Here is a 24,785-nt window from a genome sequence, read left to right on the forward strand (position 1 = left end):
CTATGCACGATGATTTAAAAAACAGTTACCAACAAATAATTACTGCGGTAGGTGAAGATCCTGCTCGTGAAGGATTACTCGACACACCGAAGCGCGCTGCAAAAGCAATGGAGTACCTGACTAAAGGTTATCGTCAAACGTTAGACGAGATCACCAACAATGCGGTATTCACTTCAGACGCCGATGATATGGTTTTAATCCAAGACATTGAGCTTTACTCTATGTGTGAACATCACTTATTACCGTTTGTTGGCCGCTGTCATATTGCTTATATTCCTAACGGCAAAGTACTTGGTTTATCGAAGTTTGCGCGAATTGTTGATATGTATGCGCGTCGTTTTCAAATTCAAGAACAATTAACTCATCAAATTGCTAAAGCGGTTGAAGAAGTAACTGGTGCGAAAGGTGTTGGCGTAATCGTTGAAGCAAAACACATGTGTATGATGATGCGCGGCGTTGAAAAACAAAATTCAAGCATGCGTACATCAGTTATGTTAGGTAACTTCAGAGCCGATCCAAAAACCCGTAACGAGTTTTTACAACTAGTTAGAGGGTAATGATGGCCAACGCAATTATTAATGTCACTAACCTCAGGCTACGAACCTTTATTGGTTTTAATCCTGAGGAACGTGAGAAAAAACAAGATGTAGTGATTAACTTAGAAATCCACTACCCTGCAGATCAAGCCTGTGAAACTGATGCGGTTGATAAAGCGCTAAACTACAAGACTATTACCAAAGAAGTGATCAGTCTTGTAGAGGAAGGCCACTTTTTGCTGTTAGAAAAATTAGTTGCTGAGATTTTAGCAATTTGCCACCAGCATCAAAGTGTTCACTATGCCAAAGTGCGCGTTGATAAACCGCACGCGCTGCGTTTTGCCGACTCAGTATCACTGACCCTTGATTGGTTAAAAGGTTAAAATAATTTATCAAGTCCAAGAGCAAAGGCAAGCACAGCTAAATAACGTGCGCCTTTGCCTAGGGTCACGAGTAACAAAAAGATTGGAAACTGAACCCTAAAAATTCCGCCAACTACCGTTAACGGGTCGCCGACAATAGGCAGCCAAGCAAACAGCAAACTGTAAATACCGTACTTATTAAATTGCTGTTCGGCTTTGTCTATCGACTTATGTGAAACGGGAAACCATTTACGGTCTTTAAATCGCATGACTTGCGTGCCCAGCCAATAATTAACACAGCTCCCAAGCACATTGCCCACGGTTGCACTTAACCATAATAGCCAAATTAAATAGTCACCACTGGCTATCATAGCGGTCATCACTAATTCTGAAGAGCTAGGTAATAGGGTAGCTGCAATAAATGCGCTGAAAAATAACGATAAGTAGGCCATAAACATCACATAAAAAAGCTCAGCAAATGGCTGAGCTTTTAGTATATGGCAATTAGTTTACTTTATAAATTCTATCGCCATTGGATATTTAACTTCTTTACCATCGTTGGCTTTAATCGCCGATACTACCACCATAATCAATGAGAATAGCGCAACCAATGGCAGCAGAATGACACCAACGACAACAAACATCAGCATAAAGCAGACAATGTAAGCAATCATCATGGTTAATTGAAAGTTTAATGACTTGCGACCATGCTCAGCAACGAGCGGCATTTCTTCTTTTTTTACAAGCCAAACAATCAAAGGCCCAATCACCGAGCCAAACGGAAAAAGTAAACCAGCTAAGGCACTTAAGTGACAAAACATTGCCCAAGTGCGCTGGTCTTTATCTGCCACAATTATTTCAACTTTTTGATTATCATCCATTTTAAATTCCTTGTTATGGGTCTATTTGTCTCTTTACTATAAACCTTAATAGCATTTTACCCTAGCTAAATTGATTAAATTTAAAACTCTCAACCAGCAAAAAGGCTGTAATCAATGCCGTGATAAAAATGTGATAACTTCGTGAAGGTTTTTGGATATTGCTATTCGATACTGATTTTGAATCATCAAAAACAGGAATCTCACATGAAAGCTTTACCTTTAACTTTGTTCGCTGCATGCGCAGTAACTAGCCTTACAAGCCAAGCAGCTGAGCTTGATATAAAACTGACTAACCTCACGCAAGGTTTACACTTTACCCCTATTCTCATTACGGCTCATAACAGTGACAGTAAACTCTTTAGCGTTGCTATGCCTGCTTCTACAGCACTACAGACAATGGCTGAGGGTGGTAATATCGAGCCATTAATGAGTGAAGCCACAGCTGCAAACAGTGACATGGTTGCCAACCCAGCTGAAGGCCTATTGGCGCCAGCAAGTTCAACGATGGCGAGCTTATCTACCAGCGATGGCAATAATTACTTATCGCTCACAGCCATGCTGCTGCCTACCAATGATGGCTTTGTGGGTTTAGATAGTTGGATGATCCCAACAGAAGCTGGCACCTACACTATTTATCTCAATGCCTATGATGCAGGCACCGAAGCTAATGATGAGCTTGTTGCTGAGGGTTCAGGCATGCCGGGCACGCCAGGTATTCCAGCCGCACCGGGTGGCAATGCAGGAATAAATGGCAGCGGCGTCACCAGCAGCGAAACAAATATGATGGTGCATATTCATCCGGGTAATTTAGGTGACGACGATTTAGAGGCAGGTATGAGTGACCTTGATAACACCGTGCACAGATGGTTAAACCCAGTTGCGATGCTAACAGTTACGGTTAAATAGGAGGTTATTATGCGCTTTTCAAAAAGCTTAATTATCCTCGCATTAAGTGCCGGCCTTGCGGCCTGTGGGGACTCAGATAATAACGAGGTGGAAGTAACAGATCCTGTAACGCCCGCTATGAGCTATGAATTTACTGTACAAGTTACAAATTTAACCAATGCCCAACCATTGTCACCGATTGCAGCCATTGCTCACTCTGAGGGTATGCTTTGGCAAATAGGTGAACCAGCTTCAGCTGCCCTCGAATTAATGGCTGAAGGAGGAGATAACAGTGAATTATTAGCAACTGATTTTGCTATGGCCTCAAGCTCAGCGGAGAGTCCACTCCCTCCAGGAGAGCAAGTCACTATAATGCTGAGTACTGAGCAGCTTGATGAATTAAAAATCAGCTTAGCGACCATGTTGGTGAATACAAATGACGCGTTTACCGGTCTTAATGCTATAGACGTGTCTTCGTTAGCGGTAAATGAGTCACTGTCACGTACTAGTTTTGCTTATGATGCAGGCACCGAAGCTAACTCTGAAGCAGCTGGGACAATCCCCGGCCCTGCTGATTCTGGCGAAGGTTACAACGAAATGCGCGACGATATTGACCGTGTTGCAATGCACCCAGGTGTGGTCAGCCAAAATGATGGCCTGACAAACTCAGTGCTCACCAGTCAGCATAAGTTTGATAACCCGGTTGCTCGGTTCACCATAACGCGGACGCAATAATAATCGCACTCCTTACACCGAGGTCATAAGGATGTGCCTCTGTGATTTGGAGTGAGCAATGCGCCAAGAAAAATTATTAATCGTCGAAGATGATAGAGCAATACGCCAACTTATCAGCACACAATTACACTGCCTAAACCTACATATTGATGAAGCCTCGAGCGCTGAAGCTGCAATAAAGAAGCTTGCCAGCTCAAGTTACGGCTTGGTGCTACTCGATATCAATCTACCACAAATGGATGGCTTGAGCTTATGCCGCAAAATTAAAGAGCACTACCCAAGCATTGCCGTTATTTTACTAACTGCACTCAGTAGCGATATGGACAGAGTGATTGGCCTGGAAATGGGCGCTGATGATTACATTTGCAAGCCGTTCTTCGCCAGAGAGTTACAAGCACGAATAAAAACACAATTACGGCATAGGTCACAACTTATGGCAGCCCAATCACATCATGAAGATAGCGCTCAAGCAGTCATTCAACTCGGTGAACTCCATATTGAATTTGCCAGCCACCAAGCGTTTTTAGCTGACCAAGCAATTAACTTAACCGCCACCGAATTCGATTTACTAGTCTATTTTGCTAAACACCCAAACCATGTTTTTAGCCGCCAACAGTTACTAGACCAAGTGTGGGGTTACCAACACAGCGGCTACGAGCATACGGTTAATTCCCATATAAACCGTTTACGCAGTAAATTTGAGCAGCATCACCCAGCAACCTTTATCGAAACAGTCTGGGGCGTAGGCTATAAATTAAACCCTAGCCAATTGAGTGTAAACTAATGAAATCAATGACGCTTTATCAAAAATTGGCTTGGTCATTGGTGCTTATTTTTAGCCTGTTGTGTGCACTGGTTTTAAATTGGAGTAAGCAGCTAGAGCAAAGCTCTGTACACCATGCTCAGCAAAACTTGCACCTTCAATTAGCCGAACACTTAGTGCACGACAATCCATTGATCCAGCAAGGTGTGTATGACTATGATGCACTAGAAAACTTATTTCACACGCTGATGATACTTGGTCCGGCTTTTGAGTTTTATTTTGTAGACCCAGAAGGTCATTTACTGACTTATTCAGCCAAACCGGGGCAAGTCGTAAGGAAACAAATAAACTTAACCCCGATACAGCAGCTGATTGACAACCCCACTGCCACGCCGATTTATGGTGATGATCCGCGTAGCAAGGATGGCGTAAAAATATTTTCGACCGCGCCAGTTTATAATCAGCAACAGCTGCAAGGCTATCTATACGTAATTATTGGCGGGCAAGCTTACGATACCACCCTTAAAAACATTAAAGCCAATGATAACCTTTGGCTTGCTGCCATGTGGTTTATAGCTGCCTTACTCGCTCTCTTTATTGCGATGTTGCTGTTATTTCGTTTTTTCACCTTACCGCTCAAAAAACTCAATAAAGAGCTTAATAAAATAGAAGCGGCTAACTACAGCCTAACCAAAATGTCATTGGACTCTAGCTACACTTCTGATGATGAAATTGGCAATTTAAGCAAAGGCGTCAATGCCATGCTCGCACGTATTGATGAGCAGTTTCAGTCATTACAGCAAGCTGATAAACAACGCCGTGAGTTACTTACGCATTTATCACATGATTTACGTACGCCGCTATCTTCACTGCACGGCTTTCTTGAGGTGATCAATAAACCGGATAGCCACTTAAACGAGCCTGAGCAACGTCATTACCTCAACCTTGCAATGGATAACTGCCAGCAATTAAAACATCTGATCGAACAAATTTTTGAACTTGCTAATTTAGAGTGCGGCCAAGTAAAAATTCAATCAGAGACCTTTAATTTAGGCGAGTTGATTTATGATTGCGTGGCAAAGCTTGCACTCACTGCACAATCCGCAGGAATTTCACTCAGGGTTATCCCAGAAATTTGCGACTTTACCGTAACGACAGACATTGCAAAATTAGAGCGGGTACTAACAAACTTAATTGAGAATGCTATTCGACACACCCCAAGTGGCGGTGAAATTGCCGTCAAGGTTAGCCAACAAAGTGATCAGTTATACGTGGCAGTATCTGATACTGGGGTTGGTATTCATGAGGATGAACTCAATGCTATTTTTGAACCTCATTATCAGGCCCGTAATAGCATAAAACGAGGCTCAACGGGCTTAGGACTGGCTATTTGCAAGCAATTGCTCACCCTAATGGATAGTGAAATAAACGTCAGCAGTACCTTAGGAAAAGGCAGTGAGTTTCGTTTTAATTTAGCAATGCAGGCACCCGCTTAATCACGGATGCCTGTGTTGTTATTATTTTTCGATACCCGCTAAATCTAGCATAAATGCATAATATAAAGCGGTGTCTTGTAAGCTCTTAAAGCGCCCAGAAGCACCGCCATGACCTGCTTCCATGTCAGTTTTAAAAAGCAATAGGTTATCATCGGTTTTATATTCACGCAGCTTAGCAACCCATTTTGCTGGCTCAAAATACTGAACTTGAGAGTCATGCAAGCCGGTGGTGACTAACATATTTGGGTAAGCCTGTTTCTTAACTTGGTCGTACGGCGAATACGACAGCATATAATCGTAATAGACTTTATCGTTCGGGTTACCCCACTCGTCATACTCATTTGTTGTTAGTGGTAAGCTGGCATCTAGCATAGTCGTGACCACATCAACAAAAGGCACTGCCGCAATCACTCCTTTATAAAGTTCAGGCGCTTGATTCACAACAGCCCCCATTAGCAAGCCACCCGCACTGCCACCCATGGCAAAAACATTATCTTTATCTGCATATTTTTGAGCAGCCAATGATTTAGTCACATCAACAAAGTCATTAAAGCTGTTTTGTTTATGAAGTAACTTGCCGTCTTCGTACCAAGGACGACCCAACATCTGCGAGCCACGGATATGTGCAATTGCAAATACAAAACCACGATCGAGTAAGCTTAATCGTGAACTAGAAAAGCTTGGATCCATGGTCGCACCATACGAACCATAGCCATATTGCATAAGCGGATTAGAGCCATCTTTTTTAAACTTATCTTTTCGATAAACAAGGCTCACTGGAACATCAACACCATCTCGAGCAGTTACATATATGCGTTCAGATTTGTAATTGCTCGGGTTGAAATCACCCAATACTGTACGCTGTTTAAGCAGTGTTTTTTCGCCACTTTCGAGGTTGATATCGTAGCTACTACCTGGGGTTGTCATACTTGAATAGTAAACACGTAAATTAGGGTTATCTAACTCACTATTACCATAGCTAAAAACCATATACGTTGGATCATTAAACGCAACTATTTGCTCTTGTTGGTTGCGAAGGTCACGAATAGTGATACGGGTTTGCCCCATTTCACGTTCTTCATAAACCAAGTGATTGTTAAATAACTCAATACCCTCAAATTTAACCTTATCGCGACCAGCAATAACCGTTTGCCAATTGGCTTTATCATTAGCCTTATCACGGTGCACTTTCATCAGTTGGAAGTTAACCGCATTTAAATTGGTAACGATATAATACCAATCACCTAATTTTTGAATATCATATTCAAGCCCAGCTTCACGTTCAATAAAACGTTTCGGCATTGCTTTGACATCATTGGCATCAATAACCGAGACACCCGACGCACTAGTACTGCCATGACTAATATAAATATCTTGTTGGTCTTTACTCTTGTAGATACCGGTGTAATAACTAGTGTTTGTCTCTTCGTAAACCAGCTCATCGTCGGCTTGCGGGGTACCTAGCGTATGGCGATATACTTGGTAGCCTAACAGCGTCTGTAAGTCTTTTTTGATATAGTAAAAGGTTTTGTTGTCATTAGCCCACACGACATCACCTTCCGTGCCTTCAAGGCTCTCTGTGAGCATTTTACCTGTGGTTAAATCTTTAACTTTAATTGTGTAAATGCGACGACTAACTGTATCTTCACCGTAAGCAAGTAAATTGCCATTTGGACTCACAGCTAAACCGGTGACAGCAAAGTAATCATGATTTTTAGCAAGCTCATTTACATTTAAAATAACTTGCTTACCCTCTCCTTGACTATCTTGGCTACGCACATAAACCGGATATTCATCATCACCACGCGTTTGTGAGAAATAATAATAATCCCCTTTTTTTGTCGGTACGGTATCGTCATCCTTTTCAATACGTCCTTTAAGCTCTTCGAAAAGGGTGTTTTGTAGCGTTTGAGTATGTGCCAATTTGCTTTCAACATACGCATTTTCAGCATTTAAATGAGCAATAACAGCGGCATCTTTGCGCTCATCATCACGCATCCAGTAGTAGTTATCGATACGTGTGTCACCATGAATGGTCATTTCATGAGGTATTTTTTTAGCAACGGGAGCTGCTATTTGAATCGACTCAGTTGCAGCCGATTGTTTTATTGTATCTTTTTCATTTGAGTCATCAGGTGCTTTATTACAGGCAGTTAAAATAGCTAAAGAGAGTGCCGCGAGACAAAGTGAGTGGCCAACTTTCATAGGGATCCTAAATTAATTTTTATTATTAAGTCCCTAATATAAGTAATTAACCGTGAATTTATAAGTAGCCTTTGTGAAGCAATGTAAAAAGGGAGCCGAAGCTCCCTTTTATCACTTATTTTTCAAATAATTACTTTTGCTTACGACGACGCATGAATGCGAACGGTGCAGCAAGTAATGTTAACCATGCTAGTGAACCTGAAGAAGATTTTTTCTTCGGTTCTTCAACGACAGGCTGCTCAGATGCTTCATCTGCTAGGTTATTAACTGTAACAGTTACCATAGCAGACTCTGAAACATTGCCTGATCTATCCGTTGCAACCACTTCGAGCTCAATTGACGTTAAACCAGCGTCATAATCAAGTACATCTTGATTCATAACTACAACATCACCTGTAGCTGTTACTGAAATAGCCGTTGAACTTGAGCTAATTACAATGAACTCTGTAACAGGGCTGGCTAAATCAGCACCGTAAGTGGCTTCTAAAGTACCAATTACTGTGCCGTTCTCTGTATTTTCATCAACAGAGAATTCAGCATCTGCAACTACTGGTGGAGTATTTAAGTCAGACTCAGGTGTTGCCGTATACAATTTAGAACCTGAGTCCGATAAGATCATGAAGTCTGCACCTGCATTGTACAAAGTTGCTGAAGCTCCAGGTTCAATTGAGCTAACTGTTTCTCCTGCTTCATTTTCAATCCATGCATATTGATCGTTTGATGCATCTGTGAATGTATAAGAATCCATAGCAACATCACCTTCTTCTGTTGCTATCGGAGTCCATACAGCTTCTTCTGTGCGGAAACGGACATCTACAGTTGCTCGACCTATATCATCAGCAGTTAAACCAAAATCTTCAATACAGCTTTGCAGTGTTAAGTGATTATTACCAATTATTTGGAAAATATTACTAACCTTCCCAGAACCACTACCATAGCCATGAGTAAAGGCAATCGCAGTTCCTGGCTCTACCTCACCTGGTTCATAAAACCACTCCAGCATTCCATTTTGTACGGTTATATCGTATTCACCATCTTGGTTCATATCGAAGTCAGCCATAAAGCCGCCAACATAAGAGTGAGTAATTCCTTCGTTCAGTACAAGTGTAGTTAGAGTTACATAGCCGCTTTCACAAATTTCTGCAGATACTGCAAATGTTTCAATTGACGCACCAACTAAATCAAAGCGTTGATCTTCATCAACATCATCAGTCATTACCGCCGGAGCAAATACTGGCTCAAGTACTACAGCACCTGTGTTTGTCACTTCATGTGCAACGCCTTTATCTGTAACAACTGGCGTGAAGCTCATTGCTGCATTTGCTTTTGGTAATACGTGATAAACAAGGTGAAATGCTTCATCGCTACCATCAGAGAAGATTAACGCACCATCAAGTTCTAGGGTAGTTAAATCAGCTGTCGCATCTTGTGAACCAATATTATCATCCGTTAATGTCCACTCAGGCAAAGTAGTAGGCTCAATCGTCGCTGTCACGTCAAATGACATTGTTTGACCTGCTGGCACTGTAATTGACTCTGGGTAGTCAAGTGAGAATGAACCACGCTCAACATCATCTGCATAACGCTGCTCAAGAGAAAGTGTATACACCTGGTCTTCGTTAGAGAAGTTCTTAACTTGAACTGTTTTAGTAAGCTCAACTGTTTCTGATGCGTTTACTAAACCAAACGAAAGAGCAGCTTGTTTAGTATCTGCAGCCCAGGCAGCAACTGGTAAGTTAGCCGCTTTGTTTACATCAACAAGACCCGCACCGATATAACTAATTGGTGCAAGCTCAGCGTCTGGGTTAATCGCTAACGGCTCCATAGTTACATTTAGGTTTGCCGTGTTCATTAACGTCGCTTTAATTTCAAACGCGTTACGCTCTGGCAGCGCTTCTTTTAATAAGCTCACCGCACCAGCAGTAATTGGGCCCGAGAATGAAGTACCTGTTGCGCCAGTAAGACCATCACCAAGACCTGGGTGAGCGGTCATAATATTTACACCTGGTGCTGTTATTTCAGGTTTTAACAGCCCACCCATTGAAGGGCCACGCGATGTGAAGTCAGCAATAGCGCCTGAAGTTACAAGGCGCTCTACTGTAAGGTTAAATGCGCCACCAGCTTTAAGTGCAGTACCAGCTGCAAATGTCACGCCTACAGAAGGGATAGTTACAGCAGGATCAGACCCCCCCATAGGAGCTGGTGTACCATCATCATTGCTATTTGCGATAATTACAAACTCAGCGCCTTTATCTTGAGCCGCTAAGACTTTTACTGTAAATGCACAACCACCACGGTCGATGATAACGCCCTTGCCAGTAAAGTCTACACCATCTGCAAAGGCTTCACATGCTGTTTGGTTTGCATCTGGATATACCAGTTCAATATCATCACTTGAGAAAGTAAACGCTGTTTGTGGACCGAAGCTTGCTGGTTGCACAATTGCTTCTTCACCATTAATTGTACCACTACCAACTGATTCTTCACCGGTAGGATGAGTCATCGCACCCACTGAAAGAGCATTTTCTGTAGTACTTGGGCCACCAACGATGAATGGATATGCGCCATCATTACCTGCAGAGATAACAACGTTTGTACCAAGCTTAACCGCTTGATTAATAAACAGGCCTACAGCATCGTTGGCAATATCGCCATAATTACCACCTAGAGACATGTTGATAACATCAACACGGTCACTAATGTCACCATTACCATCAGGGTCCATAGCGCTTTCAAGTGCTAGTAGCTGTGCAAGGCCTGGACAGCCACCACCACATACTGAGTAAACAAATAAATCTACGTTTGGTGCAATACCATTAACAGAGTGAGAAACGTGAGTACCGTGGTTAGTTGTCACATCAATTGGATCTGCATCATTATTAATAAAATCGTAGCCGCCTAATACCTTACCTTGAGGCCAATCTACAGAAGCAGGATCAGCAATAGCTGCCGCATAGGCTTCATCTGTACCCGCACCACCAAAAGCAGTATGAGTGTAGTCAATACCTGTATCAAGCACAGCAACGCGAACACCTTCACCTGTTGCTAAACCGTTAGATACAAGTGGAGTCGCTTCAATATAGTCAGCACTGTCAGCAACATGCAATTCATAATCGTATACTGGGTAAATATCTTCTACTTGAGAATTTGCAAGTAACTTAGCAACATCACGTTTATTGCCATTAACGACAACTGAGCTTACTAGGGTTGAAGTTTTAGCAACGACTTGAAGAGGTAAGTCCATGCTGTTGATTGCTTGCTCTACACTTGCTTGTGCTACTTTAGCTTGCGCTTGAATTGACGCTACATCCGCTCCCATTGTTTTTGCATTTATAGATGCTGGAGCATTAAGTTTTACAAGCCAGCTTGTTGCTTCACTGCGAACTTTTTGTTCTTTTTTAGTTACCGCGCTCGATTGGATTAATTTTTTGCCGGCAAGATTATATTTAGAAAAGTCATTGGCTTGTGCACCAGCGCACATTGCACTCGTCACAGCCAAAGCAACTGCAGTTCTTTTTATTATATTCTTAGACATGGGTTCCCCTGGGATATGTTATGTTATCGTCTAAATAGTGATTGAAACAAAGTTTCAGTGGGAATATAAAACGGGAACACAGACAAGAACAACATCTCAGTTACATATAAATTACAACAACCTTGCGCTAACAGCGAAAAAAAGAGAACAAACCCATTATTTACAAAGACTTAAACCCAAAACCAAAGGTTGTAAACGTTTGTAAACGAAAGCCTTGTAAATAGAGTACTATCAAATGAATTCAGAAGTTATCAACATTCTTACCATGGCAAAAGTAATTCAAACGGCTGTTGCACCCGTCTTTTTAATTACCGGTATAGCAGCAACGCTAGGGGTACTTTCCAATCGCTTAGCGCGTATTACTGACCGAGCGAGGCAATTAGAGCGCAAGCTTAAAGTCAGTACCGATGAAGACTTCAATAAGTCATTAACAACGGAGCTAAGGGCACTGTTGAAACGCTCTCGCTGCATCCATATTGCATTTAGTCTAAGTGTACTCAGTGCCTTATTAGTATGTGCTGTGGTTATGTGTCTATTTTTATCGCATATTCAATCTATCAACTTGAGCGTGACAATTGCTAGCTGCTTTGTGGCTGCTATGGCGCTTTTGATATGTGGATTTTTATCTTTACTATGCGAGGTTTTCTTAGCAACAAGAAGCATGCGCCGCGGCATGATCTTCGCTGATATTGATATAAATGATTAAATTAAACTTAAGTTAAGATTAACCGCGATACACTTGAATATTATATTGAGCTAAGATAAAACTCAGTTAGTTTACTTTTATGACATCTTAAGGGGCAAAAGGAATGAAATTAAAACAATTAGTAGTGGGTGCAATGCTATCTACAATGGCACTTGGCGCATCAGCAAATTCAGTATTTGAAGAGCCAAGCGATGCAATCGAGTATCGTCAGGCTGCATTTTCAATGATCCGCGTACAAATTGGTGACATGGGCGATATGCTAAAAGGAAAAGTACCTTTTGATGCAGAACGTTTTCAAAAGCGTGCCGACAATGCAGCGGCATTATCTAAAATGCCTTGGGAAGCTTTCGTAGCGGGTTCTGATAAGGGTGATACATCTGCGCTTGCAGCTGTATGGAGCGACAACGAAACCTTTATGAAAAAAGCAGTTGCTTTCCAACAATATGCTGATGAGCTAGCAGTTGCAGCGCAAAGTGGCGATAAAAAAGTAATTGGTAAAGCATTTGGCGCATGGGCTAAAGGCTGTAAAGATTGCCATAAGTCTTTCAAAGACTAGTTAAAAACTTAAACTAAAAAGGCGCTTATTAGCGCCTTTTTTAATGTCTTAAATTACCTAGCCAAGCAAATAGCTGAGTGGCTCTGCACCCCAAGTCGTAAATAGCACCACTAAGCACACTGCAAAAATAACAAAAGCTATCAACGGTGATTTAGTAACAGGCTCAGTAACCGCAACTTGCTCACTATTACCCGTTAGCATAGGTTTCACTAAGTTTTTTCCCTTAATGCGGTAAATCACAATCGCTAATACATGCAACACAATGGCATACAACAAAATATCAAAGTTTAAATGATGGAGCCAACCCGCAAACTCTACGGTATCAGAGGATACATGCGCCACCAGCGGGCCATCCGTTAAAATATCGTCACTGGTCATTAAGCCAGAGGTTAACTGTACGATGAGTAGCGCAAAAAAGGCTATCACCATATAACTACCCGCTGCGCCATGACCCGCTTTATGTACATTGCTTGTAAATGACTTAATTGCAGCAACAGGAGAGTGAATAAGTGCAGAGAGCTTTGCCGTTTTACTACCAATAATGCCCCAAACAAGACGTGTAATAATAAGCGCTAGAGTGAAGTAGCCTGCAGTAAAATGCAGCTCCAACATACCTTCTTCAGCACTAAAATAGAGTGTTGCGATGGCGGCAACTAATAACCAATGGAAGCTTCTTATAAAGCCATCCCATACTTTAACTTTTGACATTGTAACTTTCCCTTTAAAAGATGCTAATGATTTCAGCAACAGGCTCGGCTATACATTATTGCAAACTTCAGTTATTTTGACACACCTCTATTTCAGCTGTTTTGATCTGAGCCATAACAACAAACATGAGCGATAAGATGCATAAATCAACAATAAGAGCCTTGCTAAAAGGATTTTTCGACATGCTCCCCTTATGCCTTGCGGTGTTACCTTGGGGAATTTTATGTGGCTCGTTAGCTGTTCAAAATGGTTTCAGTGCTTTAGAAACACAAGCTATGTCGTTGTTGGTATTTGCAGGTTCAGCACAGCTCGTTGCGATTGAATTAATGGCCGGCAATACGCCGCTTTTAACCATCTTATTTACCACACTCATTATTAGCTCACGGCACTTTTTATATGGTTTAGCTATTCGCCACAAAGTCATAGATCAACCCTTTCGTTGGCGATTGCCAGTGAGTTTTGTACTAACCGATGAATTATTTGCTTTTTCGCACCATCGCAAAGCGTACCGAACGAAAGTACGCCTTATTTACGCACTCAGTGCCGGTTTTAGTTTTTATATTGCATGGAATATCTGGACCTTGCTAGGTATTGTCGCAGGAAGTCTCCTTCCCGATTTAACACACCTTGGCCTTGATTTTGCCATCGCTGCTACGTTTATTGCTTTAGTTATTCCGGGAGTAAAGAACCTGGCGACACTGGCTACAGTGATCACCGCAGGCGTTGTTGCAACGCTATTAAAAAGTCAGGGCTTTCAACTTTGGCTTGTCACCGCGGCTCTTATCGCTATGACAGTGGGTTATCTAATTAGTCGCTGGCAAGCAAAAGAGGAGCATACACAATGATGATCACCATTTTATTAATGGCGTGTATCACCTTCTTCACACGTTACTTATTTTTACACCGCGCATTACCGTTTAAAGTCGGCTCGAAAATGCAGCAATTTTTAAGTTTTAGCGCCCCTGCCGTACTCACCGCAATTTGGGTGCCCATTGTGTTTATTAATGACGAAGGGACAAATCTAGATTGGCAAAATCCTTACCAAAGTGCTGCTGTTGTGTCTGTTATCGTGGCCTATAAAACACATAACATATACTACACAACACTGGCAGGAATGGGATTATTTATAATTTTAAGTTAGCTGCGATGCTTATCCCCAAGTAAGAAAAGACGCTGATTAAAATTTACCCTTTTAGAAAAATGCCAAGCAAGTTAGAATCAATGCAACAATAATAAAAAGTTATCACTATGAGCGAATTTCACCAACTCTCAGCTACCAGCCTGCAAGGCCAAACCGTTGACTTTTCTGATTTTGAAAACAAGGTCGTACTTGTTGTAAACACTGCAAGTAAATGTGGCTTCACTCCACAATATGAAGGCTTACAAGCACTACATGAAAAGTATCATGAGCAAGGCTTAGTAATAATTGGTTTTCCTTGTAACCAATTTGGCAAACAAGAACCTGGGGATGCGAAGGAAATTAAAGAAGGCTGCCTCATTAACTATGGCGTTAGCTTTTTAATGATGAGCAAAGTCGATGTGAATGGCGAACATGCTCACCCTGTTTTTAGATACCTAAAATCAGAGTTACCGGGCTTTATCACCCGCAAAATAAAATGGAACTTCACCAAATTTTTAATTGGTAAAGATGGCAAAGCAATTAAGCGATATGCGCCACTGACAAAGCCTGAACAGCTCGAATCAGACATCGCAGCTGCACTGGGCAAATAACAAAGTCTAAAAGCAATAAAGAGGCAAATTGCCTCTTTATCTAAATTTATGCTTAGTCATTCAAGTACTCGTCAAAGTCGTCATCGCCTAAGTTTCTACGCAAGCGTTTTTGTTCAAGATAGTCTTCCAACTTCTTCTTAACGCGTTGCTTTTTCTTGTCGTGTTGATTACGCCCGACCATTTCGTACTCGTCTTCAACAAAATCGTCATCTAGCGCGTCATAACTAAATGTCTTACCCACAACCCACTCCATAAAGTGTTTGAGACCAATTCTTGAGATTAAAATTTGCTCGATGAATTGGCAAAGATTAAAAAGCTCAGTAGTAATTTAGTATCTAAAAAACCACCAAAATAAAGCCATACACCCATGCTAAATAGGTCATATGTCAATATTGTGAATAAATAGCGCTAAATTTGATTTCTGAAAAGTGAGAGTTTTTTATCGTTTCGATAAGAGTCATTTATGCATGTGTATTTTTTAGTTAATTTGACTAAAAAGTGGTTAAAAAATTATTGACCGCAATTTTCAAAAAATCATAAAAACACATCAAACCATTGAATTAATTGAACTTATAAATTATGGCATTCAATTTGATTATGTATTTGTGTCATTTCAAACAGGAAAGAAAAAAATGAAAAAGTTATTGTTAGTAAGTTCTTTATTTATCGCTACCAGCGCAATGGCTCATAACGATAATGATACAAATATTTCATTCAGCGGTGAGCAGTGTGATGTTGAATTTATAAATGATGTACGCATCACACCAAGCGAGTTAGAAGTATACACAGCCGATAATCGTACTATGAAAATCATCGATCAACACACTTTATATATCGATGGTCAAAGCGTGTCGCTTGATGCTTCACAACAGCAAGCAATTGCAGATTACTCAGACAGCTTACGCAGCCAACTTCCTGAAGTAGCAAATATCGCACTTGATGGCGTAAAAATAGCAGGCGTAGCAATTGAAGAAGTATCAAATGCTTTCAATATTGATGGCCTAAACGACATTTCAGAATTAATGGACGATATCAGTGTAGAAGTGCAAAACGCCTTCTATCAGCAAGGTGCGTTTACCATGGGTCAGCAAAATTTCGAAAAATTTGGCCAAAACTTTGAAGACCAATTCGATGAGCAAATTGAATCGGCTGTAGAGTCAGCCATGATGCAATCGATGGGCAGTATTTTAATTGCGCTAGGTTCTGAGCTTTTAGGTTCAGGTGGCGACATGGATGAGTTTGAGCAACGTATGGAAAACATGGGCGCACAAATAGAAGCACGCGTAGAAACACAGGCAGCTCAACTTGAAGAACGTGCAGATGCATTATGCGGCAGCTTTGCTGATATCGCTCATAAAGAACAAGAATTAGTGGTACTAGTACCAGAGCTAAAAGAGTATCAACTATTTACTTTCAAACAGAACGCAGAGTAATGAATTAACATCCCTGAACCAAAACACTTGGTCCTTTCGCGCAGAGCTTGCTCTGCGCTTTTTTATTTTTTGGCCAGCACAGTCAGTTGCGATAACGTTTTAATCGCCTGCTCTAAGTTTTCAGACCAAGGCAAGCCATAACTTAAGCGAAAACAGCTACGGTACTTTTTACCCGCTGAGAATATCAACCCCGGAGTAATACTGATCCCCGCCTCTAATGCCAAGTGGAATAACTTTACCGCATCATATTGGCTACCAAGGTCAACCCAGATAACACAGCCCCCTTGCGGGTTACTTATACGCGCACAATTAGGCATATATTGCTGCAGGCACCAAATCATTCTTTCTTTGTTGGTACTTAAGCGCTGTCTAAGCAAACGAATGTTACGGTCGTACTCACCGCTGGCTATAAACTCATACAAGGTCCACTGGTTTATAAGTGGCGCAGAGCAACTAAGCGCGCGTTTATGTCGTCTTGCTTGCTCTGCAAACTTACCGGCAATGATCCAACCTATGCGGTAACTAGGTGCGGCTGTTTTTGAAAACGACGCGCAGGTGATCACTAAACCCTTTTTTGAATAGGCTTGTGCAGGTGTGGCGCGCTTAGCCGTAAAATGTAAGTCGCCATAAACATCATCCTCAATAAGCACCACTTCGCGCTGCTCTAAAAGTGCCACTAATTGCTCACGCTTGGCTTCAGGCATAAAACTGCCAACTGGGTTATTTAATGAGGTTGAAAACACACAGGCTTTTATATCATGTTCATCGAGTGCTTGAGCCAAGTCATCTAGCCATATTCCTTCATCAGGACACAGCGGTATTTCCAGTGCCTTTAAACCTAAGCTTTCAATTAACTCGATAATGCCAAAATAACAAGGCGACTCGATAGCAATAACATCACCGGGTTTAGCCACACACTTAAGGGCAATCGCCAGTGCCTCTTGAGCACCATTGGTGATCACTAATTCATCGCTATCAACCCCAATACCAAAGTCCAGATAGCGATGAATGAGCTGTTTTTTAAGTGGTGCAAAGCCATCCATCGGCCCGTAATTAATTGCCGATGCGCCCGCTAATGTCATTACTCGGCGCATTGTTCGTGCCAGTGCTTTATCTGTCGGTGCAGCAGCCACAGGGTTGGCGATACCAAATGGCACCACATTAGCTTTATGGATAGCGCTGTAGACTTGCTCAATCAAGCCTTGCTTATTGACTGTGGTCGGCTCTCGACTGAGCCTAACTCGCTTTGGTCGTGACTGATTTAACTGTGAAGACTTTAAAAAGTACCCTGACTTTTCTCTTGCTTCAATCAATCCTTGCCCTTCAAGTAATTGATACGCTTGTTTTACAGTAGGAATACTGATGTTGAGCTTGTCTGCCATTTTTCTGAGCGAAGGTAACTTTTCACCCGGTAATAACGAGCCTTGCAAGCAAAGATCTCTAACTAGCTGAATAACTTGTTGATATAAGAACTCACTGTTACTACGACTGATAACTTGTGACATAGCTCACCAAACTGTATAGGTTGCATTTCTAGTTTTCTGTATATGTTAAGTATACAGAAGAGGATTAAAATGAACATACTTTCAATTTTTGGGTACTAACTATGAAAAGCGCCGCTCTCTACCTTGCTACAGTACTGATCTGGGGATCGACTTGGCTAGCTATTGAGTTTCAACTGGGTGATGTCGCTGTTGAGGTCTCTTTATTTTACCGCTTTGCCATTGCAGCTATTTTAATGTGGGCCTTTGTGCTCATGAAAAAGCTACCTATGCATTATTCACTGCGTGATCACGGATTTTTTGCTTTATTAGCCTTATTTAACTTTGGTTTAAATTATTTAGTGCTGTATTGGGCGCAGAACTATCTCACCTCAGCAATGGCCTCAATAGCGTTTTCGATGTTGCTATTGATGAACATTATTAACACCCGCTTGTTCTTCGCAAAACCAATTGCGAAACGAATTTACTTTGGGGCTCTACTTGGCGTAATGGGTATTGCCAGCTTATTTTGGCCACAAATTCAGCAATTCGACTTGAGTAATGGTGCATTGGTCGGGTTACTACTTGCGCTGTCTGGGACCTTTGTGGCTTCATTGGGGAATATGGTCAGTGTTCGAAACTCTCAGCGTAATATTGGCGTACTTCAAGGCAATGCCTGGGGTATGTTATACAGCGCTTTAGGGCTAGCAGCTTATGTTTTAGTAAGCGACGTTGAGCTGACATTGAATGCCCCAACCAGCTATTGGGTATCGCTCTTCTATTTAGCAGTATTTGGTACCGTAATCGCATTTGCTTGTTACTTCGCGCTACTTAAAAATATCGGCCCTGAGCGAGCAAGCTATGTAATCGTATTATTCCCGCTGGTTGCAGTGGTCTTAAGTACCTTATTTGAAGGATTCGAATGGCAAGCGAATACCTTTATGGGATTTAGCTTGGTGTTATTCGGAAATGCTATCGTGCTGACACCTACTCGACAAATTAAAGCATTTTTTGCTGCACGTAATCTGCAGCAAAAAAGCTCCGTCCCCAGTTAGAAGTGACTATGTCGCCTCTAACACCAAGCGCTGGCAAATTTTGCCGGCGCTTTTTTATGGCACATGAAAACGAAGTGCTTGTTTGTGAATCTTAACTTTAGCCGGAGTAAAGCCAACGAGCTCACCATCGGCTTCTATAGCCAGCCCTTTCGTGGTGATCTCGGCAGTCGTTAAACAGGTATATTCCAGCGCGTGCAAACTATGATGCTTTACGAGCAGTAAATACAAAAAGCTGAGCAGGTTTTTCAATAAACCGCCAGCTGGCATGCAGTAGCAATCAAGCTGACCATCATTTAACTTTGCCCGAGGGGCAATCTTTAAGCCACCACCAAAGTAATGATGATTAGCAAAAATCGTCGCTAAATTACTGTAGTTGAGTGCTTTACCATTAAACTCCCCCTTAAGTGAGCGTGCCCGAAATGAAAATAGCTGTTTGATGCCCTGCCAAGTGTAGCCAAACGAGCTAAAACTTCCGGCTTTATTTAGTTGCGTCACGACTTCAGCGTCAAACCCTATTCCCGCCACATTAATAAAATAGCGCTGATTGATTTGTCCAACATCGATTAATTCTGTACGGCTATTAAAAACAGCGTCATACCAAGCCTGTTTTTTACACGCAAAGCCACGCGCAAAATCATTTCCTGTGCCTGCTGGAATTAACGCGATAGAACAGCGACTCGTCATTAATGCATTAACGGCTAAATGCAGCGTCCCATCACCACCAATCACCACAACTTGACTCTGGTTTTTAGCCAAATGCGCAATATCAGCGCAATCATTCTCAAACTTGCCTGTGGTTAAATACAATTCAGGCTCAATCTGTCTTTTTTTACATTCTTTTAGTAGCCAATCAACACTGTTTTTATGATTTTTTTTGTCACTTGGCTTTATTATTATCAACATCAACGGTTACTTCTTTTCTTGCATGGCAAAAACACCACGCTCGTTCAAATTATATTAATCTGAATAATTAGTCACTTTCTCACTCTAAAAACGCATAAATAAAAACACCAAAAGCTAAAAACCTTTACTTACTTATACTTCAACGCAAATGCAATTGCATAAGCATGCAGATCAATGTGTATTTAAAACTTAACCCCATGTTAATAAAAGGCTTTCGGATTAGAAAAAGTTATCCGGCAGACTCAATTTTTATCGTTTTATTTTTGTCCAGTTTGGTTGCAAAATACTCACGTTTTCAACCAAACACAACCCGGAGCAAAGTAATGAACCCAATTAATACATTAAACCAAAACGCTGCAGCTCATGTTGCCGTAAAACCAACAAACCGCAAAGCAAAAATGTTGGCAAAACTAAATCGCTACGGCAAAAAGTTAGCTCTTGGCGGCGCAGTACAACACAAGTAATCCCCAACCATGGTTACTTTATCGGTGCAGTAAACACCCAACCACTAACGAAGATCCTTCTTTAGCTCCTCCGTTTACTGCCCCAACCCCTTCTTTTAAGTTAAAAACAGCAAATAATTAAACCTTTTTACAAAAAACACCCTCTTTACGCTCAAAAAACAAGCAAACAAACTTTTTCCTATTTACACAGCCGATTCAGCTAAGTATTATTCTCGCATCACGATGTGGAGAGATGGCAGAGTGGTCGAATGCACCGGTCTTGAAAACCGGCAGGGGTTTGTAGCCCCTCTAGGGTTCAAATCCCTATCTCTCCACCACTTATTTTTATTTGTTGAGTAATTTCAGCAAATTACAATCAGAATTATGCGCTGGAGAGGTGGCCGAGTGGCCGAAGGCGCTCCCCTGCTAAGGGAGTATAGGGTTTGTAGCTCTATCGAGGGTTCGAATCCCTCCTTCTCCACCATTTTATTATTAAAAACCGCTTTTAAGCGGTTTTTTTATGCCCGAAAACTTGCACACTTCATTATATTTCATGCATGCTAAGTATCTATTTGCTACACAAAGTGATGCTATGTTTCGTTTTGCATTTTTTACTCTTGCCCTATCTGCCAGCGCCAACAGTCAAGCCACTATTTATAAGTGCATGATTGACGGGGTTGCCACCTTTACAGAGCAGCCTTGTGGTAAAGATGCAGCAATAGTAAAAATTGCACCACCACCCGCAAGTAACCAACCCCCAGCCACAGAGCAGCCGCCAAATCCACAAAAACCTGCAGACTTAAGTGTTGAAGATTATTTAAAAATTCAAAAAGCCGATCGCGAAATAGACCGCCTTCAGTTAGAGATCAAAGAACTACAAAAACAACAGAGTGAGCGCATTGGTAAACTCAATAATATGACACAAGATGCCGCAAACAGGTTAGGCGCAGCGTCTATTGATGATGCTATTAGCAAACAAAGCGAACGTATTAATGCTTATTATAAAAGCCAAATCGCCCCCCTCGAAAAACAGGTAGCACAGCTAGAAGAAACCAAAAAACAGCTCAAAGAGCGAGGCACGCAATCCAATTAGTCTAGCTTACCAAAACTGGTCAGACATGATATAACAACATTTGCTGATTTAGTTTAGGGATCAATCGTTTTGCAAATTCATACGCTCGAAGGTTATATCCAAAATATCTATTTGGTTGAATACCCAGACAAACTAATGCTGCTTGATGGTTGTTGCCGTGCTGATGTTGATACTGTATTTGACTATATTACCGAACAACTCAAGCGCCCCATCACAGACTTAAAACTAATAGTAGTCACCCATATGCACCCAGATCATGCCGGTGGAGCGCATGCATTAAGAAAGTTAAGCGGTGGAAAAATAGCTACGTCGAACGCCCCAGGGCAATGGTATAGAGGCATTGATGGTTTCTTAATGCATTTAACCGATATTGCTTTGGCTTGGTGGGTCGCCGGTAGGTTAAATAAAAAACGCCACAATCTTTGGTACAGCCGCCATTTAGATGCTGACTATTACCTTGCCACTGATGCAACCCTACCCGGCTTTGACGATTGGCAAGCACTGCATAGCCCAGGTCATACCGACCGAGATATTAGTCTGTATCATATTCCTAGCGAGCGAATTTACATTGCTGATTTATTAGTAAAAGTAAAAGGGCAGCTTGTGCCACCCTTTCCTGTTTTTTACCCAAAGCTGTATTTAAACTCTTTGTTGATGCTAAAAGCGCTGCAACCAAAACGAATTATGTTTGCCCACAGTAACGAAGTTAGTATTGATGACATCGACTTTGAGCAAATTTTAGCGCTGGTCCCCGAAAAACCAATGACGCACTGGCGTTCTGTCAAAGCAAAGGTTCGACAAGCTCTTAACGTAATACCAACTCGCAATAATACTTAATCATTTTGAGGGATAAAACCTGTCGCTACCTGCGTTAAAAATTTTTCATTAAGAACAACTTAACTACGAAATTTTTGCCTTGTTATCAACAAGGTTTTATTGCCTCAAAAGAGCTCACTTAATTAAGCGCGTTGGTATAAGGCCCTTTTCACAGTCATGATAAAAGTATCTATATCCTGCTGATCATTATAAATATGAGCAGAGACTCTTAAGCCTAAGTGACGTTCATCAACCGCAATATTCGCAGCCTCAAGCGCAGCTTTAACAGCCGCTTGTTGCTCGCCAAAATGCATAATGGCCGTTCCAGAACATCTGTCAGCCTGTATTGGTGAACGCATATAATCAGCTAATTGATCATGAAACTGCACGAGCATTGCTAAGTTATGAGCACGTACTTTCTCAATACCAAGATCAGCAAAGTAATTAATACTATGCGAAGCCAAAATATAAGGTGCAACTGAAGGGGTACCGCCCCAAAAGCGCAACGCGGTTTGATGATAAGCAAAGTGCTTAATATCAAACTCAAACGGATTTTGATGAGAAAACCAGCCAACATCTTGTGGCTGACAAAGTGATAGCTGCTTGCGGTTAACCCATAAATAAGCAGCACCCGGTCCACCACATAGCCATTTGACACTCGAGCCCAACATAAAATCGGCATCAAGCTTAGTTAAGTCGACCTCTAAAATGCCCGCAGACTGTGCAACATCAAGTAAGCTCAATGTGTTGTGTTGTTTCGCGATATTTATAATTTCGTGAATAGGCGCTTGCTGACCCGTGTTTGAATAAACATGGCTAATAAAGACTAAATCAATATCATTTTTCGCTAAATATGACTGCCAAACCTGAACATCGGTTAAGTCTTCATGCTTACCAATAAACACGATTTCAGCACTTTCAGGTAGAGCTTTTTGCATTGCAAAACCCATGCTTGGAAAATCACTTTCTGCCATCAACACTTTGCAATTTTCTTGTTGCAGTCGCGGGTGCGACATCAACAGCTTAGTTAAACCACTCGATAAGTTAACTTGTGGGCAAAATAGCTCACTGTGCGAGTTAAATAATTTAGCGAGACTACTCGTAAACGCCTCAACACCTTGCAGCCACTGTTGCCATGGCTCTTTATTTTCATTTTGCCAAGCGGCAAAAAACTGCTGATGAAAATGCTGCTCAGCAGATTTTAATGGTCTTCCAACAGAGTGGTTAAGCAAATAGCTGCCTTGTGGAATTACAAAATCGTTTTTGTTCATTACTTAATCCACTGTTTTAACTTAGTTAAGTCATCGAAACGGGTGCGAATATCATCCCGCTTTGCTGCCGCACGGCGATCACGCAACTGCTCTAGTGAGTTTAGTAACACATGCAAAGGCGGCCCACTGGCTGTGACTTTATCCATATGTTGTTGCTGCATTTGCTGTGAAGGCTGCGCTATGTATTTACTGACCAATTGATTATGGTGGCCAATGGCAGTATCACCATGCAGTTTACACACTTGAATGAACAGCTTTAAGTTAGTTTGTAACCATTCACTATCGCGCTCAGCTTCTGCGGCTAAGAAGTCATCCATAATACTTGTCATACGCATGCTTTCACGCAGGATCTGCTGATCTTCAGGCATCATATACAAGAATTTATCCACCAGCATTTGCGAGTAACTAGGTTCATTAGCAAAACAAAGACCAAGTAATAAATCAATGACATTTATGCCCGCAAAATCACCGGCGTTCGCACCTCGATATACCTCTTTACCTACTCGATACGGCTTGTAATACGGACGAACACAATAGAAAAAGCGGTCTGTATCGAGCTTGTTGTATAGTGTATTGTTCGACTCAATCACATCAAGCAGCGCTTGTTTTGCTACTGTGAGTAAATCAGCCGTGATAGGGTGCGATATCCCTAATGGCTGAATTTTTAATAAAGCATCTGCCGCGCGCTTATACGCTAAAATGCCCTTAGTGTTGTAATCGACAAAGATTTTCTCATCTTCAAGGTCAGTAAAGCGCTTATACAAACCATCAACCGCTTTATTGTGGGTGGTTAAATGCGCCGTTGCAAAACGCGGGGTTACACCAATAGATGCACCAATGTGCATTGCCAACGCAGAGGCTTCAACAAGCGGTGAACTTGTTTCACGAGAAGGCTCAGTGATTTCATGTCGACGGCATGCCGCCATATACAAGCCAACATTGCCTAATAAATCGAAGGCGTTATCAAAGCCTTCATCGGTATTGCCCTCTGCCAGTAAGGCACGAATATGCTCATTACCCTCTTGCTCTAATTGACATTTAAGGTGCTCACCGACACCCTCTACATTCGCTTTATCGTCTTGTTGCCAATATAGTTTTTCTAATTCGCTGTTGATCTCAACAAAACGGGTGCGAAGCCAGCTATCAAATGCCTTGGTGTTCTCAGTCACAGGCTCACTCCAAAATAATTAT

26 protein-coding genes and 2 tRNA genes are annotated in these 24,785 nt (G+C 41.7%); 18 read left to right on the forward strand and 10 right to left on the reverse strand.

The window, feature by feature from the left end; genetic code table 11:
* Positions 1 to 2: 2 nt before the first annotated feature.
* Both folE and folX read left to right on the forward strand, forming a co-directional pair.
* On the forward strand, positions 3 to 557 hold the full coding sequence (folE, locus tag ISP07_RS17705) for a GTP cyclohydrolase I FolE (RefSeq protein WP_054554638.1): 555 nt from the start codon (positions 3 to 5) through the stop codon (positions 555 to 557).
* Between the two features lie 2 nt (positions 558 to 559).
* Positions 560 to 919 (forward strand): dihydroneopterin triphosphate 2'-epimerase, encoded by a 360-nt coding sequence (folX, locus tag ISP07_RS17710; protein WP_063700626.1) that lies wholly within the window; start codon positions 560 to 562, stop codon positions 917 to 919.
* On the opposite strand, the gene ISP07_RS17715 is transcribed toward folX, so the two are convergent.
* Positions 916 to 1,350 (reverse strand): YqaA family protein, encoded by a 435-nt coding sequence (locus ISP07_RS17715; protein ID WP_209328420.1) that lies wholly within the window; start codon positions 1,348 to 1,350, stop codon positions 916 to 918. The two genes, folX and ISP07_RS17715, sit on opposite strands and share 4 nt — an antisense overlap.
* A 57-nt stretch (positions 1,351 to 1,407) precedes the next feature.
* The gene (locus tag ISP07_RS17720; RefSeq protein ID WP_054554635.1) at positions 1,408 to 1,779 is read right to left on the reverse strand and encodes a DUF4870 domain-containing protein; all 372 of its coding nucleotides are present in this window, start codon (positions 1,777 to 1,779) and stop codon (positions 1,408 to 1,410) included.
* A gap of 204 nt (positions 1,780 to 1,983) precedes the next feature.
* Here ISP07_RS17720 and ISP07_RS17725 point away from each other — a divergent pair, with 204 nt between their 5' ends.
* Genes ISP07_RS17725 through ISP07_RS17740 form a run of 4 tightly spaced genes read left to right on the forward strand, consistent with a single transcriptional unit; the run spans position 1,984 to position 5,658 of the window.
* Positions 1,984 to 2,685 (forward strand): spondin domain-containing protein, encoded by a 702-nt coding sequence (locus tag ISP07_RS17725; RefSeq protein WP_209328421.1) that lies wholly within the window; start codon positions 1,984 to 1,986, stop codon positions 2,683 to 2,685.
* A 9-nt stretch (positions 2,686 to 2,694) separates the two neighbouring features.
* Positions 2,695 to 3,399 carry a spondin domain-containing protein gene (locus ISP07_RS17730; RefSeq protein WP_209328422.1) on the forward strand — a complete coding sequence of 235 codons (705 nt, stop codon included), beginning with the start codon at positions 2,695 to 2,697 and terminating at the stop codon, positions 3,397 to 3,399.
* A gap of 58 nt (positions 3,400 to 3,457) precedes the next feature.
* Entirely contained in the window at positions 3,458 to 4,183 is a 726-nt protein-coding gene (locus ISP07_RS17735) for a response regulator transcription factor (protein WP_209328423.1), read from the forward strand.
* Positions 4,183 to 5,658, forward strand: a complete 1,476-nt coding sequence (locus ISP07_RS17740; protein ID WP_209328424.1) for a sensor histidine kinase — start codon at positions 4,183 to 4,185, stop codon at positions 5,656 to 5,658. The genes ISP07_RS17735 and ISP07_RS17740 overlap by 1 nt, the downstream gene beginning before the upstream one ends.
* Before the next feature lie 21 nt (positions 5,659 to 5,679).
* Here ISP07_RS17740 and ISP07_RS17745 read toward each other — a convergent pair whose 3' ends face one another.
* Together ISP07_RS17745 and ISP07_RS17750 are read right to left on the reverse strand one after the other, a co-directional pair.
* On the reverse strand, positions 5,680 to 7,863 hold the full coding sequence (locus tag ISP07_RS17745) for a S9 family peptidase (protein ID WP_209328425.1): 2,184 nt from the start codon (positions 7,861 to 7,863) through the stop codon (positions 5,680 to 5,682).
* A gap of 130 nt (positions 7,864 to 7,993) precedes the next feature.
* Positions 7,994 to 11,398: a S8 family serine peptidase gene (locus ISP07_RS17750; protein WP_209328426.1), complete on the reverse strand. Its 3,405-nt coding sequence runs from the start codon at positions 11,396 to 11,398 to the stop codon at positions 7,994 to 7,996.
* A gap of 235 nt (positions 11,399 to 11,633) precedes the next feature.
* On the opposite strand from ISP07_RS17750, the gene ISP07_RS17755 reads away from it, so the two are divergent.
* Together ISP07_RS17755 and ISP07_RS17760 are read left to right on the forward strand one after the other, a co-directional pair.
* Positions 11,634 to 12,104 (forward strand): DUF2721 domain-containing protein, encoded by a 471-nt coding sequence (locus ISP07_RS17755; RefSeq protein WP_054554628.1) that lies wholly within the window; start codon positions 11,634 to 11,636, stop codon positions 12,102 to 12,104.
* Between the two features lie 103 nt (positions 12,105 to 12,207).
* A complete protein-coding gene (locus tag ISP07_RS17760) occupies positions 12,208 to 12,660 on the forward strand; it encodes a c-type cytochrome (RefSeq protein WP_058585373.1) in 453 nt (150 codons plus the stop codon).
* Positions 12,661 to 12,717: 57 nt separating this feature from the next.
* Here the strand turns inward: ISP07_RS17760 and ISP07_RS17765 are convergent, their stop codons facing one another.
* Entirely contained in the window at positions 12,718 to 13,368 is a 651-nt protein-coding gene (locus tag ISP07_RS17765) for a cytochrome b/b6 domain-containing protein (RefSeq protein ID WP_209328427.1), read from the reverse strand.
* 137 nt (positions 13,369 to 13,505) lie between these two features.
* Here ISP07_RS17765 and ISP07_RS17770 point away from each other — a divergent pair, with 137 nt between their 5' ends.
* From ISP07_RS17770 to ISP07_RS17780, 3 genes are all read left to right on the forward strand, one after another.
* Positions 13,506 to 14,213 carry an AzlC family ABC transporter permease gene (locus ISP07_RS17770; RefSeq protein WP_209328428.1) on the forward strand — a complete coding sequence of 236 codons (708 nt, stop codon included), beginning with the start codon at positions 13,506 to 13,508 and terminating at the stop codon, positions 14,211 to 14,213.
* Positions 14,210 to 14,509, forward strand: coding sequence for an AzlD domain-containing protein (locus ISP07_RS17775; protein ID WP_209328429.1), 300 nt, complete (start codon positions 14,210 to 14,212; stop codon positions 14,507 to 14,509). The genes ISP07_RS17770 and ISP07_RS17775 overlap by 4 nt, the downstream gene beginning before the upstream one ends.
* A gap of 107 nt (positions 14,510 to 14,616) precedes the next feature.
* Positions 14,617 to 15,099, forward strand: coding sequence for a glutathione peroxidase (locus tag ISP07_RS17780; protein ID WP_054563709.1), 483 nt, complete (start codon positions 14,617 to 14,619; stop codon positions 15,097 to 15,099).
* Between the two features lie 52 nt (positions 15,100 to 15,151).
* Here ISP07_RS17780 and ISP07_RS17785 read toward each other — a convergent pair whose 3' ends face one another.
* Positions 15,152 to 15,340, reverse strand: coding sequence for a PA3496 family putative envelope integrity protein (locus tag ISP07_RS17785; RefSeq protein ID WP_082389337.1), 189 nt, complete (start codon positions 15,338 to 15,340; stop codon positions 15,152 to 15,154).
* A 391-nt stretch (positions 15,341 to 15,731) separates the two neighbouring features.
* Between ISP07_RS17785 and ISP07_RS17790 the strand changes: the two genes are divergently transcribed.
* Positions 15,732 to 16,532: a YggN family protein gene (locus ISP07_RS17790; protein ID WP_138598937.1), complete on the forward strand. Its 801-nt coding sequence runs from the start codon at positions 15,732 to 15,734 to the stop codon at positions 16,530 to 16,532.
* A 62-nt stretch (positions 16,533 to 16,594) separates the two neighbouring features.
* On the opposite strand, the gene ISP07_RS17795 is transcribed toward ISP07_RS17790, so the two are convergent.
* The gene (locus ISP07_RS17795; RefSeq protein ID WP_209328430.1) at positions 16,595 to 18,037 is read right to left on the reverse strand and encodes a PLP-dependent aminotransferase family protein; all 1,443 of its coding nucleotides are present in this window, start codon (positions 18,035 to 18,037) and stop codon (positions 16,595 to 16,597) included.
* Positions 18,038 to 18,138: 101 nt separating this feature from the next.
* On the opposite strand from ISP07_RS17795, the gene ISP07_RS17800 reads away from it, so the two are divergent.
* A complete protein-coding gene (locus ISP07_RS17800; protein WP_209328431.1) occupies positions 18,139 to 19,068 on the forward strand; it encodes a DMT family transporter in 930 nt (309 codons plus the stop codon).
* 54 nt (positions 19,069 to 19,122) lie between these two features.
* Here the strand turns inward: ISP07_RS17800 and ISP07_RS17805 are convergent, their stop codons facing one another.
* Positions 19,123 to 19,971, reverse strand: a complete 849-nt coding sequence (locus ISP07_RS17805; protein ID WP_209328432.1) for a diacylglycerol/lipid kinase family protein — start codon at positions 19,969 to 19,971, stop codon at positions 19,123 to 19,125.
* Between the two features lie 323 nt (positions 19,972 to 20,294).
* On the opposite strand from ISP07_RS17805, the gene ISP07_RS17810 reads away from it, so the two are divergent.
* From ISP07_RS17810 to ISP07_RS17830, 5 genes are all read left to right on the forward strand, one after another.
* The gene (locus ISP07_RS17810) at positions 20,295 to 20,435 is read left to right on the forward strand and encodes a hypothetical protein (RefSeq protein ID WP_167350231.1); all 141 of its coding nucleotides are present in this window, start codon (positions 20,295 to 20,297) and stop codon (positions 20,433 to 20,435) included.
* A 226-nt stretch (positions 20,436 to 20,661) separates the two neighbouring features.
* Positions 20,662 to 20,752: transfer RNA gene (locus tag ISP07_RS17815), tRNA-Ser, on the forward strand.
* A 53-nt stretch (positions 20,753 to 20,805) separates the two neighbouring features.
* A tRNA-Ser gene (locus tag ISP07_RS17820) sits at positions 20,806 to 20,898 on the forward strand.
* A 108-nt stretch (positions 20,899 to 21,006) separates the two neighbouring features.
* Positions 21,007 to 21,507 (forward strand): DUF4124 domain-containing protein, encoded by a 501-nt coding sequence (locus ISP07_RS17825; RefSeq protein WP_209328433.1) that lies wholly within the window; start codon positions 21,007 to 21,009, stop codon positions 21,505 to 21,507.
* Positions 21,508 to 21,576: 69 nt separating this feature from the next.
* Positions 21,577 to 22,344: an MBL fold metallo-hydrolase gene (locus ISP07_RS17830; protein WP_209328434.1), complete on the forward strand. Its 768-nt coding sequence runs from the start codon at positions 21,577 to 21,579 to the stop codon at positions 22,342 to 22,344.
* A gap of 122 nt (positions 22,345 to 22,466) precedes the next feature.
* On the opposite strand, the gene ISP07_RS17835 is transcribed toward ISP07_RS17830, so the two are convergent.
* Both ISP07_RS17835 and ISP07_RS17840 read right to left on the reverse strand, forming a co-directional pair.
* Positions 22,467 to 23,594: an aminotransferase class V-fold PLP-dependent enzyme gene (locus tag ISP07_RS17835; protein WP_209328435.1), complete on the reverse strand. Its 1,128-nt coding sequence runs from the start codon at positions 23,592 to 23,594 to the stop codon at positions 22,467 to 22,469.
* Positions 23,594 to 24,763 carry a PrnB family protein gene (locus ISP07_RS17840; RefSeq protein WP_209328436.1) on the reverse strand — a complete coding sequence of 390 codons (1,170 nt, stop codon included), beginning with the start codon at positions 24,761 to 24,763 and terminating at the stop codon, positions 23,594 to 23,596. Before ISP07_RS17840 ends, ISP07_RS17835 begins: the two co-directional genes overlap by 1 nt.
* Positions 24,764 to 24,785: the final 22 nt, after the last annotated feature.

This window comes from Pseudoalteromonas sp. PA2MD11 (genome assembly GCF_017808125.1).
GTDB classification, from domain to species: domain Bacteria; phylum Pseudomonadota; class Gammaproteobacteria; order Enterobacterales; family Alteromonadaceae; genus Pseudoalteromonas; species Pseudoalteromonas simplex.

Coding starts and splice junctions, on each gene's coding strand:
- folE (WP_054554638.1), top strand. CDS start 3: ATGCACGATGATTTAAAAAACAGTTACCAACAAATAATTACTGCGGTA.
- folX (WP_063700626.1), top strand. CDS start 560: ATGGCCAACGCAATTATTAATGTCACTAACCTCAGGCTACGAACCTTT.
- ISP07_RS17715 (WP_209328420.1), bottom strand. CDS start 1,350: ATGGCCTACTTATCGTTATTTTTCAGCGCATTTATTGCAGCTACCCTA.
- ISP07_RS17720 (WP_054554635.1), bottom strand. CDS start 1,779: ATGGATGATAATCAAAAAGTTGAAATAATTGTGGCAGATAAAGACCAG.
- ISP07_RS17725 (WP_209328421.1), top strand. CDS start 1,984: ATGAAAGCTTTACCTTTAACTTTGTTCGCTGCATGCGCAGTAACTAGC.
- ISP07_RS17730 (WP_209328422.1), top strand. CDS start 2,695: ATGCGCTTTTCAAAAAGCTTAATTATCCTCGCATTAAGTGCCGGCCTT.
- ISP07_RS17735 (WP_209328423.1), top strand. CDS start 3,458: ATGCGCCAAGAAAAATTATTAATCGTCGAAGATGATAGAGCAATACGC.
- ISP07_RS17740 (WP_209328424.1), top strand. CDS start 4,183: ATGAAATCAATGACGCTTTATCAAAAATTGGCTTGGTCATTGGTGCTT.
- ISP07_RS17745 (WP_209328425.1), bottom strand. CDS start 7,863: ATGAAAGTTGGCCACTCACTTTGTCTCGCGGCACTCTCTTTAGCTATT.
- ISP07_RS17750 (WP_209328426.1), bottom strand. CDS start 11,398: ATGTCTAAGAATATAATAAAAAGAACTGCAGTTGCTTTGGCTGTGACG.
- ISP07_RS17755 (WP_054554628.1), top strand. CDS start 11,634: ATGAATTCAGAAGTTATCAACATTCTTACCATGGCAAAAGTAATTCAA.
- ISP07_RS17760 (WP_058585373.1), top strand. CDS start 12,208: ATGAAATTAAAACAATTAGTAGTGGGTGCAATGCTATCTACAATGGCA.
- ISP07_RS17765 (WP_209328427.1), bottom strand. CDS start 13,368: ATGTCAAAAGTTAAAGTATGGGATGGCTTTATAAGAAGCTTCCATTGG.
- ISP07_RS17770 (WP_209328428.1), top strand. CDS start 13,506: ATGCATAAATCAACAATAAGAGCCTTGCTAAAAGGATTTTTCGACATG.
- ISP07_RS17775 (WP_209328429.1), top strand. CDS start 14,210: ATGATGATCACCATTTTATTAATGGCGTGTATCACCTTCTTCACACGT.
- ISP07_RS17780 (WP_054563709.1), top strand. CDS start 14,617: ATGAGCGAATTTCACCAACTCTCAGCTACCAGCCTGCAAGGCCAAACC.
- ISP07_RS17790 (WP_138598937.1), top strand. CDS start 15,732: ATGAAAAAGTTATTGTTAGTAAGTTCTTTATTTATCGCTACCAGCGCA.
- ISP07_RS17795 (WP_209328430.1), bottom strand. CDS start 18,037: ATGTCACAAGTTATCAGTCGTAGTAACAGTGAGTTCTTATATCAACAA.
- ISP07_RS17800 (WP_209328431.1), top strand. CDS start 18,139: ATGAAAAGCGCCGCTCTCTACCTTGCTACAGTACTGATCTGGGGATCG.
- ISP07_RS17805 (WP_209328432.1), bottom strand. CDS start 19,971: ATGTTGATAATAATAAAGCCAAGTGACAAAAAAAATCATAAAAACAGT.
- ISP07_RS17810 (WP_167350231.1), top strand. CDS start 20,295: ATGAACCCAATTAATACATTAAACCAAAACGCTGCAGCTCATGTTGCC.
- ISP07_RS17825 (WP_209328433.1), top strand. CDS start 21,007: ATGTTTCGTTTTGCATTTTTTACTCTTGCCCTATCTGCCAGCGCCAAC.
- ISP07_RS17835 (WP_209328435.1), bottom strand. CDS start 23,594: ATGAACAAAAACGATTTTGTAATTCCACAAGGCAGCTATTTGCTTAAC.